Annotated in this window: 15 protein-coding genes; 2 read left to right on the forward strand and 13 right to left on the reverse strand. The window is 35.2% G+C overall.

What is annotated here, in order from left to right:
• Nucleotides 1-42: 42 nt before the first annotated feature.
• From IWX80_RS06095 to IWX80_RS06110, 4 genes are all read right to left on the reverse strand, one after another.
• Complete coding sequence (locus tag IWX80_RS06095) at nucleotides 43-2,271, reverse strand: TonB-dependent receptor family protein (protein WP_196852594.1); 2,229 nt, start codon at nucleotides 2,269-2,271, stop codon at nucleotides 43-45.
• Nucleotides 2,272-2,382: 111 nt separating this feature from the next.
• On the reverse strand, nucleotides 2,383-4,485 hold the full coding sequence (gene feoB, locus IWX80_RS06100) for a ferrous iron transport protein B (RefSeq protein WP_196852595.1): 2,103 nt from the start codon (nucleotides 4,483-4,485) through the stop codon (nucleotides 2,383-2,385).
• Nucleotides 4,479-4,721, reverse strand: coding sequence for a FeoA family protein (locus IWX80_RS06105; RefSeq protein WP_091172304.1), 243 nt, complete (start codon nucleotides 4,719-4,721; stop codon nucleotides 4,479-4,481). The genes feoB and IWX80_RS06105 overlap by 7 nt, the downstream gene beginning before the upstream one ends.
• A gap of 152 nt (nucleotides 4,722-4,873) precedes the next feature.
• Nucleotides 4,874-5,539, reverse strand: a complete 666-nt coding sequence (locus IWX80_RS06110; RefSeq protein WP_196852596.1) for an SCO family protein — start codon at nucleotides 5,537-5,539, stop codon at nucleotides 4,874-4,876.
• Nucleotides 5,540-5,769: 230 nt separating this feature from the next.
• Between IWX80_RS06110 and IWX80_RS06115 the strand changes: the two genes are divergently transcribed.
• Nucleotides 5,770-7,833, forward strand: coding sequence for a M13 family metallopeptidase (locus IWX80_RS06115; RefSeq protein ID WP_196852597.1), 2,064 nt, complete (start codon nucleotides 5,770-5,772; stop codon nucleotides 7,831-7,833).
• Between the two features lie 62 nt (nucleotides 7,834-7,895).
• Here IWX80_RS06115 and IWX80_RS06120 read toward each other — a convergent pair whose 3' ends face one another.
• The 5 genes from IWX80_RS06120 to IWX80_RS06140 form a co-directional block, all read right to left on the reverse strand.
• Nucleotides 7,896-8,831 carry a DMT family transporter gene (locus tag IWX80_RS06120; RefSeq protein WP_196852598.1) on the reverse strand — a complete coding sequence of 312 codons (936 nt, stop codon included), beginning with the start codon at nucleotides 8,829-8,831 and terminating at the stop codon, nucleotides 7,896-7,898.
• 1 nt (nucleotide 8,832) lies between these two features.
• Entirely contained in the window at nucleotides 8,833-9,636 is an 804-nt protein-coding gene (locus IWX80_RS06125; RefSeq protein ID WP_196852599.1) for an SDR family oxidoreductase, read from the reverse strand.
• An 11-nt stretch (nucleotides 9,637-9,647) separates the two neighbouring features.
• Complete coding sequence (locus IWX80_RS06130) at nucleotides 9,648-11,966, reverse strand: M28 family peptidase (protein ID WP_196852958.1); 2,319 nt, start codon at nucleotides 11,964-11,966, stop codon at nucleotides 9,648-9,650.
• Between the two features lie 104 nt (nucleotides 11,967-12,070).
• The gene (locus IWX80_RS06135) at nucleotides 12,071-12,421 is read right to left on the reverse strand and encodes a hypothetical protein (protein ID WP_196852601.1); all 351 of its coding nucleotides are present in this window, start codon (nucleotides 12,419-12,421) and stop codon (nucleotides 12,071-12,073) included.
• A complete protein-coding gene (locus IWX80_RS06140; RefSeq protein WP_121363973.1) occupies nucleotides 12,418-13,947 on the reverse strand; it encodes a bifunctional GNAT family N-acetyltransferase/carbon-nitrogen hydrolase family protein in 1,530 nt (509 codons plus the stop codon). Before IWX80_RS06140 ends, IWX80_RS06135 begins: the two co-directional genes overlap by 4 nt.
• 186 nt (nucleotides 13,948-14,133) lie before the next feature.
• Between IWX80_RS06140 and IWX80_RS06145 the strand changes: the two genes are divergently transcribed.
• A complete protein-coding gene (locus tag IWX80_RS06145) occupies nucleotides 14,134-14,466 on the forward strand; it encodes a single-stranded DNA-binding protein (RefSeq protein WP_196852602.1) in 333 nt (110 codons plus the stop codon).
• Nucleotides 14,467-14,549: 83 nt separating this feature from the next.
• Here IWX80_RS06145 and IWX80_RS06150 read toward each other — a convergent pair whose 3' ends face one another.
• The 4 genes from IWX80_RS06150 to IWX80_RS06165 all read right to left on the reverse strand — a co-directional run bounded on the left by IWX80_RS06150 (nucleotide 14,550) and on the right by IWX80_RS06165 (nucleotide 19,011).
• Nucleotides 14,550-15,179 carry a CatA-like O-acetyltransferase gene (locus IWX80_RS06150; RefSeq protein WP_196852604.1) on the reverse strand — a complete coding sequence of 210 codons (630 nt, stop codon included), beginning with the start codon at nucleotides 15,177-15,179 and terminating at the stop codon, nucleotides 14,550-14,552.
• Between the two features lie 175 nt (nucleotides 15,180-15,354).
• On the reverse strand, nucleotides 15,355-16,611 hold the full coding sequence (locus IWX80_RS06155) for an OmpA family protein (protein ID WP_196852605.1): 1,257 nt from the start codon (nucleotides 16,609-16,611) through the stop codon (nucleotides 15,355-15,357).
• A gap of 280 nt (nucleotides 16,612-16,891) precedes the next feature.
• Nucleotides 16,892-17,578, reverse strand: coding sequence for an HAD family hydrolase (locus IWX80_RS06160; RefSeq protein WP_196852606.1), 687 nt, complete (start codon nucleotides 17,576-17,578; stop codon nucleotides 16,892-16,894).
• 11 nt (nucleotides 17,579-17,589) lie between these two features.
• Entirely contained in the window at nucleotides 17,590-19,011 is a 1,422-nt protein-coding gene (locus tag IWX80_RS06165; protein ID WP_196852607.1) for a hypothetical protein, read from the reverse strand.
• Nucleotides 19,012-19,034 lie beyond the last annotated feature (23 nt).

The raw sequence follows: 19,034 nt of genomic DNA on the forward strand, positions 1-19,034 counted from the left end.
CCCAAAAGGTTGCTTTTTTGCGTTAAACTAATGACAAAGTTTTTACAACTGAGCCATGATTCCAAAGTTAATTCCAAAAGGCTGCCCTGGTCGTAAACCTGCAGGAACTCTAGAAACTGCGTATTCTTTGTCCAATAAATTAATAATATTTCCCATCAAACTAATGTGTTTGTTGAGGTGATATTTAGCCGAGAAATCTATAATGAAATTTGAAGCAACTCTGTTGTTTGCCGGAATCGTTCCAATACCCGCTTCAGTTCTGAACGCATCTACGTATTTTCCGCTAAGGGCAAAATTGAATTTTTCAGTTTCAAATGCGGTTGTGATAGCCAACTGATTTTTGGCGATGTATGGAATTTCGTCCCCGCTTTCTACAGTCCCCCAAATCGTGCTGTTGAAATTATTTTTCAATTCAGTATCCGTAAAAGTATAGGAAATGGTAACGGGTAGTTTAAACCCTTTTTCTCTGTTGTTGATAACATCGTAGGTTGCCAGCACTTCAATTCCTTTTACGATAGCTCCTCCGGCATTGAACAAATCTCCAGTCCCTGCTCCTCCGCCCGACATCGAATCGGAACCTTGAAGATTTGAAAAGTTGTTGTAATATCCAATGATTTCACCTTGCAACGCATTTTTGTGAAAACGGAACCCTAATTCGGTGTTCAAACTGCTTTCTGCATCTTCTCCAGCTTTCACACCTGGAGGTGAAAACCCTTTGTGAACGCTTGTAAAAATGTTGTAATCGTGGTTTATTTTATACAAAATCCCCATTCCTGGAATCCAAACATTTGTTTTGTTACTGGCTTTCGCCAAAGATGTTCCCGCTCTGATTACATCATTTGTCCCATAATTCAACGAATTCAATTTGATGTCTTCATAACGAATTCCGGGTGTGAAAGTGAATTTATCAATACTCAAATTGTAAAGAATATGCGCTGCAATGGCTTCGGCTTTTACTATAGCATTGGCATCAGTTCCTGGAGTTCCGTTACTGGTTCTGTTCATCACACCGTTTTGAATTGCATATCCGTCAACCCATTGGAAACGATCTTCAAAGTCTTCGTGGTAGCGGATTCCAAAATCAATATCGTGTTTTGTTTTTCCGGTTTCAAAAGTGTAGTTTGCTACGGTTTGAATCCCTTTTGCTTCATAACCACGGTTGTTCGCTTTTACCAATAAAGCGTTGCTTATCGTGTTGTCAGCACCTGTTATTGCTCGGTATTCTGCATTGTAAGTGTCAGGATCTGTTAGAATGTTATTGATGCTGACCTTTGATGCACCAACCTTTACGGCATCTAATTTGTACCAGTTTCTGGCAAATTCATTTTTGTATGCTTTGGTAGTAATACTAAAGTTTTCAAACGGTTTAATCAAGTGCGTCAACATGATTTGTTTGTGCTCGGTTTCAATATAATCTTCATTGGAACCCAAATATCTTCGGTATGGATTGTTATCGTAATCGGCATCAGTTAAACCAAGGTAGGTTTCGTTTGCCAAATCTTCGCTGTACTGAATTTTTGCAGTTAAAGATTGGTATACTTTTGCATCAGCATTTGTATTAATCCTGAATTTTGCCACATAATCGTTTCCTTGAAAACCGGTATTTTTTGAGCTGTTGTCAATTTTTTTGAATCCATCAGAATTTCGGTTGTTGTATTCTAAAACGTAACCAAAATTTTTGTGTTCATCGCCAATATTCACATAGGTCTTTTTGGTGTTAAAACTTCCAATACTAGCTATTACACGACCTGAAAACCGATTTGGTATTTGAGTCGAAACCATATTCATGGCGCCTCCAGTTGTGTATGGACCGTATTGGATTTGGCTTCCGCCTTTCAATATCTCGAAAGATTGCATTCTGTTTACCGTTGGGAAATAATAGGCAGCGGGAGCTGAGTATGGAGCTGGAGCAATAAGAATTCCATCTTCCATCAAGGTTATTTTTTCACTTCGATTTGGGCTGGTTCCTCGCATTCCAATATTTGGACGTAAACCAAAACCATCTTCTTCTTGGATAGTAACTCCGGGAACAGTTCTTAGAATTCGGGAAACATCGTCGTAGTTGAAGGTTTTTAATTCTTTTGGAGAAATAAAATAAGTAGAACCGGCTTTGTTTTTAGCTTTAAATTTACTGCCAACGATCGCATCAGTAGTGATGATGACTTCATTTAAACTTTCAATACTGTCTTTTTGGGTTTTCGAAAGTTCCTTTTCTTGCGCAAACAAAGCTGATGTAACTAATAGTGAAGCTGCAATTATATTATTCCTCATTTTTATTTAGATTAATTCTACGCTGCAAAGGTAAAATCGAAATCTTATTTAGACAAATTAAAAATAGTAAAATTGTAAAATTTAACGTTTGTTGATTAAATAAAGGAGGTTTTATTTCAGGATTTGGTAAGCAATTAAAGCCACAACATAAGCAAATCCGGACATGAAGATCAATTGTCCGGCTGGCCATTTCCAAGAATTGGTTTCTTTTTTAGTAACCGCAAGCGTACTGGCACATTGCATCGCAAAAGCATAAAACAACAGTAATGATATTCCAGAGGCAAAGTTGAAAATCTTTTCTCCGGTAACGGGATTGATTTCGGCAGCCATTTTATTTTTGATGGTAACTTCATTGTCGCTTCCACCTACGCTGTAAATCGTAGCTAATGTTCCCACAAAAACTTCTCTGGCAGCAAAGGAACTGATGATGGCAATTCCTATTTTCCAGTCATAACCTAATGGTGAAATGGCAGGTTCGATGGCTTTTCCCATGATTCCAATATAGGAGTTTTCCAGTTTTTGCGATGCGACAGCATTTTCAAATTCGGTTTCAGGCAACGGATTGTTTATCGTATTCTCAATGACAATTTTTTCAGCATTATTGAATTTTTCTCCTGGACCATAAGAAGCTAAAAACCACAATACGATCGAAATAGCCAGAATTATTTTTCCGGCACCAAAAATAAAAGCCTTTGTTTTTTCGATGACATTGATTCCCACATTCTTGAAAAGCGGTAATTTATAATTCGGCATTTCTACTACAAAGTATGTTTTTCCTTTAATTTTAAGGATTTTATTCAAAATGTAAGCGGAGAAAATAGCCATTCCAAAACCTAGAAGGTACAACAACATCAAAGTCATTCCTTGCATGTTCAGAAATCCAAAAACACGATTGTCCGGTATTACGAGTGCAATAATGATAGCGTAAACAGGTAATCTGGCAGAACAAGTTGTGAATGGAGTTACCAGAATCGTAATTAGTCTTTCTTTCCAGTTTTCTATATTTCGGGTTGCCATAATTGCAGGAATCGCACAAGCGGTACCTGAAATAAGTGGCACTACGCTTTTGCCTGATAAACCAAATTTACGCATGATTTTATCCATCAGGAAAACTACTCGGCTCATGTAGCCGCTTTCTTCCAGTATTGAAATAAACATAAATAAGAAGGCGATTTGTGGTATAAATATCAAAATCCCTCCAATTCCCGGGATGATTCCCTGCGAAATTAAATTGGTTAAAACTCCTGCTGGCAGTTCTTCGGCAGCAAGCGTGCTCAACGAAGCAAAAGAAGCATCGATGAAGTCCATAGGAATCTTAGACCATTCGAAAATGGATTGGAAAATGACAAACAAAATCAAAAAGAAAATTACGTACCCCCAAACTTTATGCGTCAGCACGCGATCGAGTTTGCTACGGTAATCTCGTGCAACTGAAGAATCGATTTTTAAACCTACTTTCAGCACATCATTGATGAATTGATAGCGCTTTATGGTTTCTTTTTGCTGCAGGCGTTTTAAATCAGAGTGCGATTTAGTAAACGAGCTTCGGATTTCATTTCTTTCTAAATTCAGGAAATTTACGTCTTGCGTAATCACCAACCATAATTTATAAAGCAATTGATTTGGGAATGCTTTGCGTAAACTGTTGAAATAATCCGGATCAATTACGGAGGCATTCAGGCAAGGTTCGCTTGAAATGGTTCGATAACTGACAATCAAATTTTTCAACTCGTCAATTCCATATCCTTTTCTGGAACTGATTAGTGCAATCTTTGTTTTTAGGTGTTCTTCAAGATACGGAATATCCAGCGTAATCCCTTTGAATTTCATTCTGTCAGCCATATTGATGACCAATATAGTTGGGATTTCTAAGTCTTTTATTTGGGTAAAGAGAAGTAAGTTTCGTTTTAAATTTTCCACATCGGTAACGACAAGCGCGACATCAGGATATAATTTATCGTTTTTGTTTAGCAATAATTCAATGACAACATTTTCATCAATGGAACTGGCGTTCAGGCTGTATGTTCCAGGTAAATCCAGAATATTTGCCTTTATATTATTGGGTAATTTGCAGAAACCTATCTTTTTTTCAACGGTAATTCCGGGATAATTCCCCACTTGTTGATTCAAACCCGTAAGTTGATTAAAAACGGAAGTTTTACCCACATTCGGATTACCAATCAAAGCGACATTGATATTTTGTTTGCTTACCATAAGTTGGTTTTTATAATGTCAACCTCAATTTCTTTTGCAGTTTCCACCCGAATTGCTACATGCGAACCATTAATATTCAAATATAAAGGATCTCCAAAAGGAGCAATTTGAAGTAATTCAACCATATTGCCAGGCAAGCAACCCATTTCCAATAATTTTAATGGAACAGTGTCGATGTCAAAGTCTTTTATAATGGCTTTTTCGCCTTTTTTGAGAGAATGTATCGTTGTTTGCAAACCTTATTTAGATTGAATTAAGATTGCAAAAATACACATTTTAATACAAACACAAATGATAAATATCACATTTATACGGTAATTAAAACAAATCGATCCAACAGATAATCCAGCGGTTTTCTTTATGTAAAGGGTATTCATTTGAATACTTCTTATTCGTTACTCAAAAAAGTAATGTCTTCGATTAATCGTTTCATATCCTCTTTATTGGTGCCGTCATAAAACCCACGAACTCTTCTTTTGGTGTCGACCAAAACAAAATTTTCGGTATGAACCATATCGTATAATTCACTTGGTTTTCCAAGTTTCACGGCCAAATAGGATTTTCTGGCCATAGTATAAATTTCTTTTTTATCTCCTGTAACTAAGTTCCATTTGTTATCATCAACATTATGTTTTTTGGCGTAAGCCTTCAAAACTGGAACGCTGTCTGTTTCCGGAAAAACAGTATGAGACAGTAATTTTACTTTTGGATTATTGGCGAAAGCTTTTTGGATATCAGATAAGTTTGTGGTCATTTTTGGACAAATGGATCCGCAAGTGGTAAAGAAAAAATCAGCCACATATATTTTGCCTTCGTAATCTTTTTGGGTGATAGTTTTTCCGTTTTGGTTGATGAATGAAAAATCAGCAATCGTGTGGTATTTGCTTTTGTACTGAACGGTGCTGTCCACTAATTCCGGATTTACATCTGCAGGATTGAAAATGGGAAGTGTTTTTTTTGGCTTTAAAGCCGAATAAAATAAGGTTAAAATGATTGCCGAAAGAACAATGAAAACCCCAAAAAAGAGACGGTATTTTTTAAAAAACTCTGACATAGTGCTATTTTGATGCAAAAATACGAAAACGGGATTTGTTTTTAATTCAAATTAACACAATCTTATTTTAAGCAGATTACTTCCAAATAAAGCATATAAAATTATTTTTTTTGATTAAACCTTTTAGAAAAATTGAAGTCAAATAAAGATGTTTTCGTAAATAATTGATTTTAACTAAAAATCAAATAATTTATTAATAGCTTTGTTAACCTAACTAAAAACTAAAAAAAATGAAGAAAAACAGCAATAAGCAACTGCTTTTTGTGATTCCCGCAATTATGGGCTTTGCGGTGAGTCAAGCGCAAACCGCTCCGGCAGCTAAGGAACCGGGAATCAATGTGAATTACATGGATAAAAACGTGAAACCAAGTAATGATTTCTTTCGCTACGTGAATGGAACTTGGTTGGACAACACGGAGATTCCAGGTGACAGAACACGTTGGGGTAGTTTTGACGAATTGCGTCAACGAACTGACGCGGATGCTTTGGCAATTTTAAAAGAAGCCACGACAAATCCAATCTACAAATCGAATACAGATCAAGGAAAAGCGATTAATCTTTATAAATCTATTTTAGATACTGTAGGAAGAAACAAGTTAGGAATAGCGCCTTTGAAACCGTACTTGAAAAAAATTGATGCGGTTAAAAATGCTAAAGATTTAGAGGCTTTATTGATTGAAATGGAACCTATCGGAGGCATTGGATTTATGGGTGCCGGTGTAGGAACGGATGCAAAAAACAGCAGTAGAAACGTGATTAATTTAGGTCCTGGTGGCGTAGGTTTACCAGACAGAGATTATTATGTTTCTGAAGATGCCGATTCTAAAGAGAAACGTGCGAAATATGTTTTACACGTTGCCAAAATGTTGCAATACTTGGGCGATAAGCCTGCTGTTGCAAAAGCTAATGCTGATAAAATTCTGGCTCTTGAAATTGCCATGTCTAAACCAAGATTAGACAGAGTAGAACGTAGAGACCGTCGTAAGTCTTATAACCCAATGACATTGGCTGAATTGAGTAAATTGACTCCATCCATCAACTGGAATAATTATTTCACAAAAATTGGATTGACAAAAGTAGATACCGTAATCGTATCACAACCTAAATACATGACCGCTTTAGAAACTATTTTCAAAGAAAATAAAGTGGAAGACTGGAAAGCATACATGCGTTGGAGTTTATTGAACAGAGCTTCAAGCCAATTGTCTACTGAAATTGAAAATGCAAACTTTGAGTTTTACGGAAAAACGTTGACTGGTGCTGTAAGCCAGAGACCACGTGATGAAAGAGCACTTCAAACGATCAATGGAGCAGTTGGTGAAGCATTAGGGAAATTATATGTTGAGAAAAAATTTCCGGCTGAAGCCAAAGTAAAAGCGGAGAAAATGATCAAAAACATCTTCTTGGCTTTCGAAAACAGAATCAATAATTTATCTTGGATGTCTGCAGAAACAAAAGTAAGCGCGCTTGCTAAATTGCATAAATCAAGAATTAAAATTGGATATCCTGACAAATGGAAAGACTATTCAGCCTTGACGATTAAAAGTCCAGAAGAAGGTGGAACCTATTTTGATAACTCAAAAAACATGGCAAAATGGCGTTTTGAGGAAAACATAGCTGAGTTGAATAAGCCAGTTGATAAAGAAAGATGGGGAATGTCTCCACAAACGGTAAATGCCTATTACAATCCTTCAAACAATGAAATTGTATTCCCGGCAGCTATCTTGCAACCGCCTTTTTACAATTACCAAGCGGATGAAGCTGTAAATTATGGTGGAATCGGTGGGGTTATTGGACACGAAATTTCACATGGTTTTGATGATTCAGGTTCCCGTTACAATGCTGACGGAAACTTAGTAGACTGGTGGACGGCTGAAGATTTGAAACAATTCTCTGCTTTAACCGGAGCATTAGCTGCACAATACAGCGCATTGGAGCCATTGCCAGGAACTTTTGTAGATGGTAAATTTACTCTTGGTGAAAACATCGGAGATTTAGGTGGAGTAAATGCCGCTTATGATGGTTTACAATTGTACTTGAAAGAAAACGGAAATCCGGGATTAATTGACGGATATACTCCGGAACAGCGTTTCTTTATTTCTTGGTCAACAATCTGGCGTTCAAAAATGCGTGATGAAGCGTTGAAAAACCAAGTGAAAACAGACCCGCATTCTCCAGGAATGTACCGAGCTTATGTTCCTTTGCAAAATATAGATACGTTTTATAAAGCGTTCGATATCAAAGCAAATGACGGAATGTACATTGCACCAGAAAAACGTGTAAGAATCTGGTAATCGGTTTTTAAAACATATAAAAAATCCCATTCGTTCAGTCGAATGGGATTTTTGTTTTTACATTATTTCGCTATTGTTTTCCGACCTTTCCTCAACGAATAATTCACCAGATACAATCCAAACAATGTAACGCTTCCGCCTATGGCTATTGCGGTGTTAAGTGTTTCGCCAAAGATAAAAGCACCCAGAAGCACGGCAATAATGGGGTTGATATAGGAATAAACACTGCTAATTTCAGCAGGAAGATTTTGAAGTGCATAGATAAAGGCAATGAAAGTAAGGATGGAGCCAAAAACAACTAAATAAGCGATAGACCACCAGGAAATCGCTGGAATTTCGCTTAAACTTACAGATATTCCAGTTGCGCCGGTATAGGCAAAAACTAAAATACTCGACAAAAACATTTGTATTCCTAAGCTAAAATAAGGATTAAAAGTTGCCGCTTTTTTCTTCGTGTATAACGTCCCAAAAGCCCATGTCAATGTAGAAACTACCGAAATAATTATTCCGAATCTGAAATTTGGAATCAAAAAATCACTCAAATGGTCGTAAAAAATAACGCAAACGCCACTAAAACTGATTATCAAACCCATAACTGATAATCTGGACAATCGTTCGCCTCTGAAAAAAGTAATGATCACAATCCATAAAGGGACGCACGCACCAATTATTGCGCCTAAACCGCTACTAATATACTTGACGCCCCAAGTACTTAATCCGTTGCTTAAAACAAAATTAAGAATGCTTAGAATGATGATTGTTTTCCATTGTTTCCCCTTTGGCCAAGGTGCTTTTTTAAACAAAAAATAGGAAATATAAAGGAATCCTCCCAGAAATTGTCTGATAGCGACAAGTTGCAAGGCAGGCATATGTTTTACGCCTTCTTTTGAAGCAATCCAAGTGGTTCCCCAAAAAAAACTGACCCAGCACAATGCCAAAATAGGTAATCCAATAGCGCTAACTTTCGACGAAACAGCATTCTTAATTTTAGTTCTCACGTTACAAATTTGGTTTCGTAAAAGTATACTTTAAAACGTTTTCAATACGAGCACTTAAAATTATTTTTCCACCAGAATTTTGTTCAGAATTAAACTTTGGCAAAGCCAAATTCAAATCCATAGCCTTTTGAGTATAGTACAGTTTTCGCGAAGGATGTGATGGAGCCACCGCATTGAAGGTTTCATTCCAAGAATCCGTTTCAATAATTTTTAGAATTATACCAATACAATCGTCCTGATGAATTAAGTTAACGGGCGCATCAGGATTGTCCAAATTCTCACGACCAGCCAAGAATTTTATTGGATGACGGTCTTCGCCAATTAAGCCGCCAAAACGCAAAACAGTTGTTTTGAAATTTATATTGCTTTGCAAAAGCTGTTCGGTTTCCAGTAGTTGTTTCCCGCTTTCCGTATACGGTTTTGCAATAGTTTCTTCAGTAACAAAAATCTCGTCATCATTATAAACCGATGTTGAGCTAATGAAAAGCACTTTTTCGACAGATGATTTTTCTATAAACGAAATTACATTTCTAATCTTTGAAACAAAATTTTCTGTGCCTGAGCCGCGAAGTTTCGGCGGAACATCGATAATCAGAATTTCAGAATTTTCTAGAAATTCAGTTACGTTTCCAGAGGTTTTATTTTCTGAAAGTGCAATTAAAAAAGGTTTAATTCCGGCATTTTTTAATATTGCTATTTTCTCATCAGAAGTTGTCGAACCTTTTACTGAAAACCCATTTTTAAGTAACGCTTTCGCCAAAGGATAACCCAACCAACCACAACCCAGAATACTAATTTTTGTCATTTTTTAAAAAATTAATTAACTTTCAAACTGTCTTTCACAATTGTTAAACTATCTTTTACAACAGGAGTAGTTACAGCTGCATCCAAAGTATTCCCAACAACCGGACTCGCTTTTATTTTTTGTCGAATGACCACTGCATCGTTCAGAACAAACGGGGTTGGCATCATCCAGTTTTCTCTTTTTGTGATTTCAAATAATGGGTTTGACAACAAATCAAATGAACTTTCTAACAGTTCCATATCTAAAACTGTTGAAACATTCATGCTGAACTGAATTTCTAAAGGAGCATTTCCAACGACATAATAACTCAATATTTTCTTTCCTTTTCGTTGGTAAAGTGAGTTTTTCTGACCTAAAGTGGTTACGCCATTTGCTTTGAAATTATGAATTTCCATTTTTTCATTGGCAAAAATATCATAGCGATTAACATTTCGATTTGGGGAAATTTTTATTCTCAAATACCGTTGATTGCCTACGATTCGGTCTTCCAGAAATTCAATAGTTGGTTTCTGAAGGTCTTTTTTAGGTGCATTTGTCGCGTATGTAAAACCAGAATTGTATTTGCTGAACAAAGGAATTTCGTTCAAATTGGTTGCGTTTTTCGGGTTTTCACCCAAATAGCCTTTGGTCCAGGAATCAAGATTGGTGTCATACGTTGTCCAATTGGCTTGGTCTGTATCGGTATTATAGATATACAATAAACTGTTTGATTTTGCTTTGCCAGCTTTGTAACCGGATTCGGAGTGTGCTTTCGCAAAAAAGCCAATGGAAAGCAAAAGAAGGATTATGGACCAAATTCCCTTTTTGGCGAAAGCCCCAAAAACCGGCAACAATAAGCCAAAAGTCAGCACTGTAAGAATAGCACTTCCAAAAAGCACTTTTAGTCCCAAACCGATAGGAAACATTTGGATAAAAGGCGCTATGATTAGCAAAGTGGGAATGCTTAATAGGAGATTTAATGTTTTGTTCGATTTTTGAGTCACTATAAAAAGCCCAAAAATCAATAGCCCAAAGTACACTGGAATAATCAAAAATCCTGCTCCTGGTAAAACAAAAGCTAGAATTCCGTTGATGATAATCCATAAAAATAATGGCGCTGCATAATGATTGATAGTTACTTTTCGCTCTGAGAATAAATGATAAAAGACCATACTTATCGCTACGGATAATAACACAAAAGCGGCAATATAAGCATGTCCGTTATAGGTAAATCCGTTCAGCAAATCATTGTATTGCGGATAGGCCATTAACAAGCCTTTCCACCCGAAAAAAGTGATTAATCCAGATGCAAATATTGAACTTAATAGTGGTATAAATCCTTTGCCGATTTCCCTAAACGACAAAATGCGTTTGGCTTTTCCTAAAAACAACAGAAAAATAAACAGCGCCAATGCAAGTATTACCATGGGCAAAACCCAACTGAAAGGATAACTTATAAAGGTGTACGGAATGGTAAAATAGACGTAATCTTCGCTGGCTTGTGTTGTGTTTAAATCAGTGTTTGAGAAATAATTTAATAGCGGCATCAAATAAGAACCTTGATGTGCTAACGTGTTTTTGTTCAAATGATGGATGTCATCTTGGGCGGTGTGATAGTTAAAATGGTCATCTATAAAAGCAAAATTATAACCTTGAATGTTGCCTTGTTCTCTGAAAACGGTCAAATCGGTATCATTGGGTAACATTTTATAAATGCTGTACATTAAGGAATTAGAAACTGGAAAAGTCGCTTTTGCGGAAGCGAACTCTTTTACTAATCCTGCATTTCCTTTGTTAGTTTCCATCAGCATATAGCTTGGACCGGATGAGCCGCGTGCTTCAAAATTTAAAACTAAGCCGACTTCTTTAGCCCATTGATGTTGGGTTACAAAAAGTGCAGCGCCATTCAGTCCTAATTCCTCAGCATCTGAAAACAGAATAATTATGTCGTTTTTATGCGGCGTTTTATTGTACAAGAAAGCACGAACACTTTCCAGGATTGTTGCTACACCAGAACCCGCATCACTTGCTCCAGGAGAGTAGGAATGTGGTGCGCTGTCATAGTGTGAAAGTAACAACAATGCTTCGGAGCTATTGGAACCTTTAATTCGGGCCAAGATGTTTTTGGACTTTACCAGATTTCCCCAATCGCTGAGCGTATATCCTTCCTGAATAGAAGTTTCCAGTCCTAATTTATTTAGTTCTTTTACGAGATAATTTGCGACTACTTCATGATTTGCAGAACCTACAAAATGTGGTTGTTTTGAAATGGCTTCTACTTGATTTAAGGCTCTTTTTGTTGAAAATTCAGCAAGTGAACCTTCATCGTCAGAAGTCCCTTTTGGCATCATCGTAATGTAAATTAACACTAGAATTAATAGGATGAATAAGCCGGCAAAAATTGAAAAATAGTCTTTTTTCATGGTAGGTTAGGTAGATTTGGGGATTTACGGTATTAAATGTCTTTTTTAACTAACATATAAAAATCATTTTCTAAAATCATGTATCCTTGGTCATACAAGAAATAGTAGGTATTTCCTGTTTTGGTTTGGAGGATATTGGTAAAAAATTCAAAATCAAAGCCTTTACTTAACAATTTTGCTCGTGTGGCTTTTGATTTCCCGTCGGTGTTTAGCTCAGATAGAATGCGGTAATTTTTGCGCAACTTATTGTTGATGTTGCGCATAAAATTAGTACTGTCTTTGTTTATTTTATTGTTGAAAGCATTACGACAACCGTCGCTACAAAACTTTTTGTCTTCCCGGCCTACAATTTTTTCTCCACATTCTAAGCAGGTTTTGTTCATGGATTTATTTTTTTGATGTCGTATAAGTCAGTTCTGCGGTCTTTTAGAATACGAACACTTCCATGCTCGTGAAGTTCTTTCAGTAAGTCTAAATCTACATCGACTATCAGTGTCATTTCCGTATTTGGAGTTGCTTCGGCTTTTATTCCGTTACTTGGAAAAGCAAAATCAGAAGGTGTAAATACTGCTGATTGTGCATATTGAATGTCCATGTTGTTTACCTTTGGAAGATTACCAACACAACCTGCGATGGCTACGTAACATTCGTTTTCTATCGCTCTGGCTTGTGCGCAGTGTTTGACTCTGGTATACGCATTTTGAGTATCTGTCAAGAACGGAACAAATAAAATATTCATTCCCTCATCTGCCAGTAATCTCGAAAGTTCTGGAAATTCGACATCGTAACATATTACGATTCCAATTTTACCACAATCGGTGTCAAAAGTCTTAATTTGTGATCCACCTGTCATTCCCCAATGCTGTACTTCGTTTGGAGTGACATGGATTTTAGCATACATCTCAGAAGTTCCATCTCTTTTGCAAAGAAAACCAACATTATATAATGTACCGTTTTCTAAATACGGCATGCTTCCTGTGATGATGTTGATATTGTAAGAAATAGCCAATTCCTGGAAACGTTTGCGAACAGGTTCTGCATGTTTTGCTAATTCCCTAATCGCATCGGCTTCTGATAAATGATTGTAATCCGCCATCAAGGGAGCTGTGAATAGTTCTGGAAATAGCGCAAAATCACTGCCGTATCCTGAAACGACATCGACAAAAAATTCGCATTGTTCGAATAAAGCTTCCAGATTATTTAGTTGACGCATTTGCCATTGAACAAGTCCTAAGCGGATAACGCTTTTTTTGAGGTTTATTAATTTTGGACTTTCGTCGTAATAAATATTGTTCCATTCCAGTAAAACTGCAAATTCTTTTGAATCGGTATCACCTTCCAAGTAGTTTTTCATCACTCGGATTACGTGAAAATCATTACTCAACTGGAATGAAAGTACGGAGTCGTGTAATTCTTTTCTCTTTACTTTCTCGATATAAATTTTTGGAGTAAGTGTTGCTGCATGCTGCCCATAGTTAGGAATTCTTCCGGCAAACACAATTGCTTTCAAATTTAATTGTTCACACAATTCTTTTCGGGCATCATACAATCGTCTTCCAAGGCGCAGTCCTCTATAATTTGGATGAATAAATACATCTATTCCGTATAAAACATCTCCTTTTGGGTTGTGGGTAGAGAAGGTATATTTTCCAGTTATATCAGAGTAATTGTGGTTTTTGTCTACTAAACTTTCGTCAACAATTAGAGACAAAGCAGAGCCAACTACTTTTCCATCTACCAAAATTACCAATTGACCTTCAGGAAAAAGGCTTAATAATTTTTCAATATGATGTTCTCTCCAGTAGGAACCTACCATTTCCGGATACGATTCTACCATGGAGTTTTTCAACTCTTTGTAGTCATCAAATTTCAGATTTCGTAACTCTACTTTGTTTATTTTGGTTTGCATAAAAATTTTATTTTTATCAAATATAGCGAATTTTTCCCATTTACAAACGTTTACAAATAGTTACAACCGAAAGTAAATAGTTAGTAACCGAATAGTTTTTGATTGTCATCGCATCTTTGCAGTGTTGATTTGAAATAACAATTCAACAAATAACTTATATATACTAACATTTAAATTTTACACGCCATGAGTACATTAAGAAACAAAGTACAGTTAATTGGACACGTTGGGAATGATCCGGAAATCAAATCATTTGATGGAGGAAAAAAGTTGGCCAATTTTACGTTAGCTACAAACGAAAGCTACAAAAACGACAAAGGAGAAAAAGTAGAAGAAACCCAATGGCATAAATTAGTGGCTTGGGGAAAGACAGCTGAAATCATAGAAAAATATGTTACAAAAGGAAAGGAAGTAGCAATAGAAGGAAAACTAACCCATAGAAGTTATGATGATAAAAACGGAGAAAAGCGATATGTCACGGAAGTTGTGGTAAATGAAATAATGCTTTTAGGAAAATAAAATTAGTTTCCAATAGTATGTCCCGGTTTGCAGTGAAATTCAGCTGCAAGCCGGGACTTTTTTTTAACAAAAATTGAGCTTTTTTATCGATTCATTAACTCCTGAAAATAATCCACAAATTGTCCCAGATGAAAGCCGTCCATTAGTCCGTGATGAACATGAACTGACATTGCCATGGTTCTTTTGCCGTTGTCAGCAATTTTCATTTTTCCAAACGAAATCTTTGGGCAACTATCTGGAAAAGTAAAACTTCGGGCATGCGATAAAGAGGTAAAATCGAGCCACGGAATTGCCGAAAAGTGAATAACATTATCTTCATCAAATGTTCGGGTAAAAAGTCCGGTTGTGGTTTGAATACGGGCAATCTCTGTCGCAGCTATTCCTTTGAAAACAGCAAAATCGGAGTCGTATTCAATTAAAGAAAAACCAAACGCACCATCTGCACGGCCAATAGTTGCCGAAGCATTTATTTGGTCACAAATATATATTTGGTCATCAGAAATCCGATAGCGAAAAGATTCAATCGCATTCACTGCTACCAATGTTTTATGTAAATAGTAACTGAAAAAAGAAGCTTTCAATGTTTTTGCATTGGCGTAAGCTTTGCTACAATCAATTTCAACAGTGGCACCAAAGAAAGGTTCTTCAAATTGTCTGAAAAAATGGAAATGTTCTTTTCTAGGCCAGTTTTCTATATCTAAAAGGGTTTTCAAAATGCGTAATTTTATTTGTTTTTCAAAAGTACTGCTAATCTTTTAAATCATAAATCCGTTTTTTCGAATTTTTATTTTAAAGAAATAAGATGACGTTTTCAAATGGAAACATAAAGGCATAAAAAAACCCTAAAAGAAATTTCCTTTAGGGTTTTTAGAGAATATTGAGAAAGAATTATTTTACTATGAAAGTAACTCTTCTAACTAATTTTCTTGCAGCGTCAGAATTTTTATCAACTGAAGTATCTTCACCAGCACCAACTATATTCAATCTTGATGCATCGATATTAGCTTTTACTAAAGTGTTTTTTACATTATTTGCTCTTGCAGTAGATAATTTATCATTGTATTCAGATCTTCCTAATTCGTCAGCGTGACCAATAATGTCAACTGAAGCAGAAGGATTGTTTCTCAAATATGTTAAGATGAAATCTGTACCTTCTGTAGAAACATTTGTAGGAGTTGATTTGTTGTAGTCAAAATAAACAGCAACATAACCACCGTTGATTAAACTTTTGATTAAATCATTATTGTAAATAATAGATCCGTCACCAGTATTTCCTGCATAATTTTTCAAGATATATGCTTCAGTTTCGTCAGCAACATTGTTGTTATTCTTGTCAACTGATTTTCCTTTAGTATCAACCATTGCACCTGCAGGTGTATTAGCTTCTTCATCTAAATAATCAGCTACACCATCTTTATCAGTGTCTAGCATTTTATTTTCGATAGCCATGAATCTTTGGTCAATTGCGTCGAATCTACCTTCATTGTCAATTACCCAGTCAGCATGTTTTTCGTTTTTACCTAAGTAAACTGTTAAACCTACTGTACCATTAAAAAGAATTCCTGAAAATCCTCTTTCAGCTGGAATACTAGCACCATCAAAAGCAGCATCTTGTGTAGCATTAAAGATTGTTGTGAAATCTCCTGTCAAAGCAATTCTGTTTGAAAGTTTGATTTGACCTGTTACACCAGCAATGAAGTTACCCATTCTGTCTTTCAAAGCAGAGTTTTGATCTTCTAATTGCGCTAAACCAAAACCAGCATGACCAATTAAACCAAGTGTATTAGTCCAAGTTTCAAAATTCATGATTCTTCCTAAGTTAGCAACAGCTTGTAAGTCGGCTCTGTAATATTTAGTATCAAAATCAACTGAATTGTTTTTTCCTTCGAAACTGTTCATTCCAAAATCAGCTTTCAAACCAAATTTGTTATTAAACATATATCTAACTCCAAGATCAGCAACGAATGGACTTGGTGTAGATGTGAAATAACCAGCAGTCATTGGTTGTTGTGGTTTGTTAACACCACCTGCAATTTCGATAGACCATTTGTTAAAGTCAGTTCCTGTACTTTTTACAGTTTCTGTTTGTGCGCTCAGAGTTGTTATAGCTGAAGCAAAAACTAATGTAAGTATGATTTTTTTCATTGTATAAAAATTTAATTTTTTGCAAAATTACACCTAAAAAGTAATGTTTTAATGTAAAAGAGTAAATTATATAACAATTGGTTTTAATTGTGTAAAATGCTGTGTAATGTTTATTTTTACTGCGCTTTTTGTGAGTTATTATGGCTTAAACTGCTTTTTTAATTTTAAAATCGGACTGTGTTTTATCGAAAATAGCTTTCCTTAATGGTTGTTTTGTCAAATAGATGGTAAAAAAGGTCATTTATCATCAATTGAATTTTCGTTTTAGTGTGCCAGAACATTATTCTAATCTTTTTAAAACCTCTGTTATTTTTTCGAAAGAACTAAAGTTTTCATGTTCTACTTTATGGTCGATTTTTTCATGTGCCCAAGTCGTATGAAACGGAATATGAACAGCGTGTCCGCCAATGGCTAAAACAGGTAATACATCTGATTTTAATGAATTTCCAATCATGAAAAATTCTTCAGGCTGTATTTCCAATCGTTTAATCAAATCAGAATAATCAATTTCTTGCTTGTCCGACATCACTTCGATATGATGAAAATAATGACCTAAACCTGAATTGTGTAACTTTCTTCGTTGGTCTAATAAATCGCCTTTGGTAGCAACTACTAATTTGTATTTTCCGTGTAAAGTTTCTAAAGTTTCTTCGACACCATCCAATAAAACTATCGGTTTCTCCAACAATTCTTTTCCGTATTGAATGATTTTTTCAATGATTTCAATAGGAATCGTATTGTTAGAAATATTCATTGCGGCTTCGATCATAGAAAGAATATAGCCTTTGATTCCGTAGCCGTATAGTTTTAAATTATCGATTTCAACTTTAAATAATTCTTTGGAAATTCCCTGATGTGACAAATAATCTTCCATCAAACCACAGAATTTCTTTTCGGTTTCATCAAAATAGGTTTCGTTGATCCATAAGGTATCATCGGCGTCAAAAGCAATTACTTTTAGGCTCATATTAGGTTTTTTTAATCTGTGAATTTTAGAATGGTAAACTTTTGCAGTTTATTTTCATAATATCCTAAATAGTAAGATTCATTTATTTTAAAAATTGTTTGAGAAGTAATATCTTTTTTGTCCATCATAAAAGACTGAATTTTGTCAAATGCAAGTGGTTTTAAATCTTCTTTGACATGGTTCCCGTTTTTGTCTAATAAACTATTGAAATAAACAACTTTTCTGTTTGCGTAAGCATTAAAATTTTCTAGTGTCGGATTGCTTAAGGCATAATACATTAATACGCCAACAACACCAAACATTCCACCTACAGCAGGCCCGCTATCTCTTACTTCAGAGACGCTTCCTAATGTTGTAAAATACTTATCATTTATTTTGTATAAAGATACTCCAAGATTTAAGTTGTTGATTTTTCGAATGAATGGTCCAGTTTCGTCTATTGTTTTTGTGCTTTTTGCGCTTCCGTTTTGTTGGATTATATCTGAATTTTTGAAATCAATGCTCTTGTTGGCTGAAATTTCATATTCTTTTATCAAATTATCCTCCAAATCTTTTATAGATAAAATGGATTTAGTTGAAGATGTTTTTATTTGATATAAATTGTCCTCCATTAAAAATGAATTTGAATTTAATTCAGTTGTATTGAATGACTTATATGGAGTGTTTTTGATGATTTTTCCTGTTGCAATATATTTCTCTAAATCAATGTTAATAAGTTGTGTGAAATTATTATTGGTGTCTATGGTAATTATAATTTTCTTTTTGTCATAATAACATTTCCTCTTTTTTGCAGAATCTGTTAGTGAAGTTGGGCTTTCAGGGCTTATTTTTTGTAAGGAAAAAGATGGCTCAAAAGGAAGAAAATCATCAGCAAAAGTGTCGTATAAATTAGATCTGTGGTAGAATTTCAATTCATTTGTGGCAATATTTTTAACATCGTAATTACCTGCGGAATCAAACACGTACAATTTAAAAGCATTAGTGCTCTTTACCAAGTGTAAAATTATAAATGTATTATTGACCGAGAATTTTTCAAGATATATTTCATCTTTTATATCTAAGTCAAAAGTTTTGTCAATAATAGCTTTACTGCCAAAGTCGAATGATTGTGAAGTAATTTTTTTTGGATTTGATGATCCGAAAAACAAAGTTGTTTTATGTACTCCGGTGATGTTGCCAATGATTTTAGTTTGATTTTTTTCAGACTTTGAAGCTGATAAAGAATCAATAATATTCATTTTAGCGTCCAACCGAATTGCTTTAGTTTTCAACTTATCTGCAATAAACAACGTTAATTCTTTTGAAGTCTCATCAACAGACTGAAAAACCTGACTGTCTCTCTTTAATTCAATAGGTATTGAATTCACAATTTCCTGAGAAAAAGAAACAGCGTTTATTAAGAGGAACGCTATAAGAATATTTTTTTTAAACATGTTTTTTAAATTGGTGTGTCCGT

The organism is Flavobacterium sp. CAN_S2 (assembly GCF_015752255.1).
GTDB lineage: Bacteria > Bacteroidota > Bacteroidia > Flavobacteriales > Flavobacteriaceae > Flavobacterium.

What these genes read in the sequence shown, in the direction of transcription:
- IWX80_RS06095 (WP_196852594.1), bottom strand. Translation starts at nt 2,271, where the DNA reads ATGAGGAATAATATAATTGCAGCTTCACTATTAGTTACATCAGCTTTG.
- feoB (WP_196852595.1), bottom strand. Translation starts at nt 4,485, where the DNA reads ATGGTAAGCAAACAAAATATCAATGTCGCTTTGATTGGTAATCCGAAT.
- IWX80_RS06110 (WP_196852596.1), bottom strand. Translation starts at nt 5,539, where the DNA reads ATGTCAGAGTTTTTTAAAAAATACCGTCTCTTTTTTGGGGTTTTCATT.
- IWX80_RS06115 (WP_196852597.1), top strand. Translation starts at nt 5,770, where the DNA reads ATGAAGAAAAACAGCAATAAGCAACTGCTTTTTGTGATTCCCGCAATT.
- IWX80_RS06125 (WP_196852599.1), bottom strand. Translation starts at nt 9,636, where the DNA reads ATGACAAAAATTAGTATTCTGGGTTGTGGTTGGTTGGGTTATCCTTTG.
- IWX80_RS06130 (WP_196852958.1), bottom strand. Translation starts at nt 11,966, where the DNA reads ATGATGCCAAAAGGGACTTCTGACGATGAAGGTTCACTTGCTGAATTT.
- IWX80_RS06135 (WP_196852601.1), bottom strand. Translation starts at nt 12,421, where the DNA reads ATGAACAAAACCTGCTTAGAATGTGGAGAAAAAATTGTAGGCCGGGAA.
- IWX80_RS06140 (WP_121363973.1), bottom strand. Translation starts at nt 13,947, where the DNA reads ATGCAAACCAAAATAAACAAAGTAGAGTTACGAAATCTGAAATTTGAT.
- IWX80_RS06145 (WP_196852602.1), top strand. Translation starts at nt 14,134, where the DNA reads ATGAGTACATTAAGAAACAAAGTACAGTTAATTGGACACGTTGGGAAT.
- IWX80_RS06155 (WP_196852605.1), bottom strand. Translation starts at nt 16,611, where the DNA reads ATGAAAAAAATCATACTTACATTAGTTTTTGCTTCAGCTATAACAACT.
- IWX80_RS06160 (WP_196852606.1), bottom strand. Translation starts at nt 17,578, where the DNA reads ATGAGCCTAAAAGTAATTGCTTTTGACGCCGATGATACCTTATGGATC.
- IWX80_RS06165 (WP_196852607.1), bottom strand. Translation starts at nt 19,011, where the DNA reads ATGTTTAAAAAAAATATTCTTATAGCGTTCCTCTTAATAAACGCTGTT.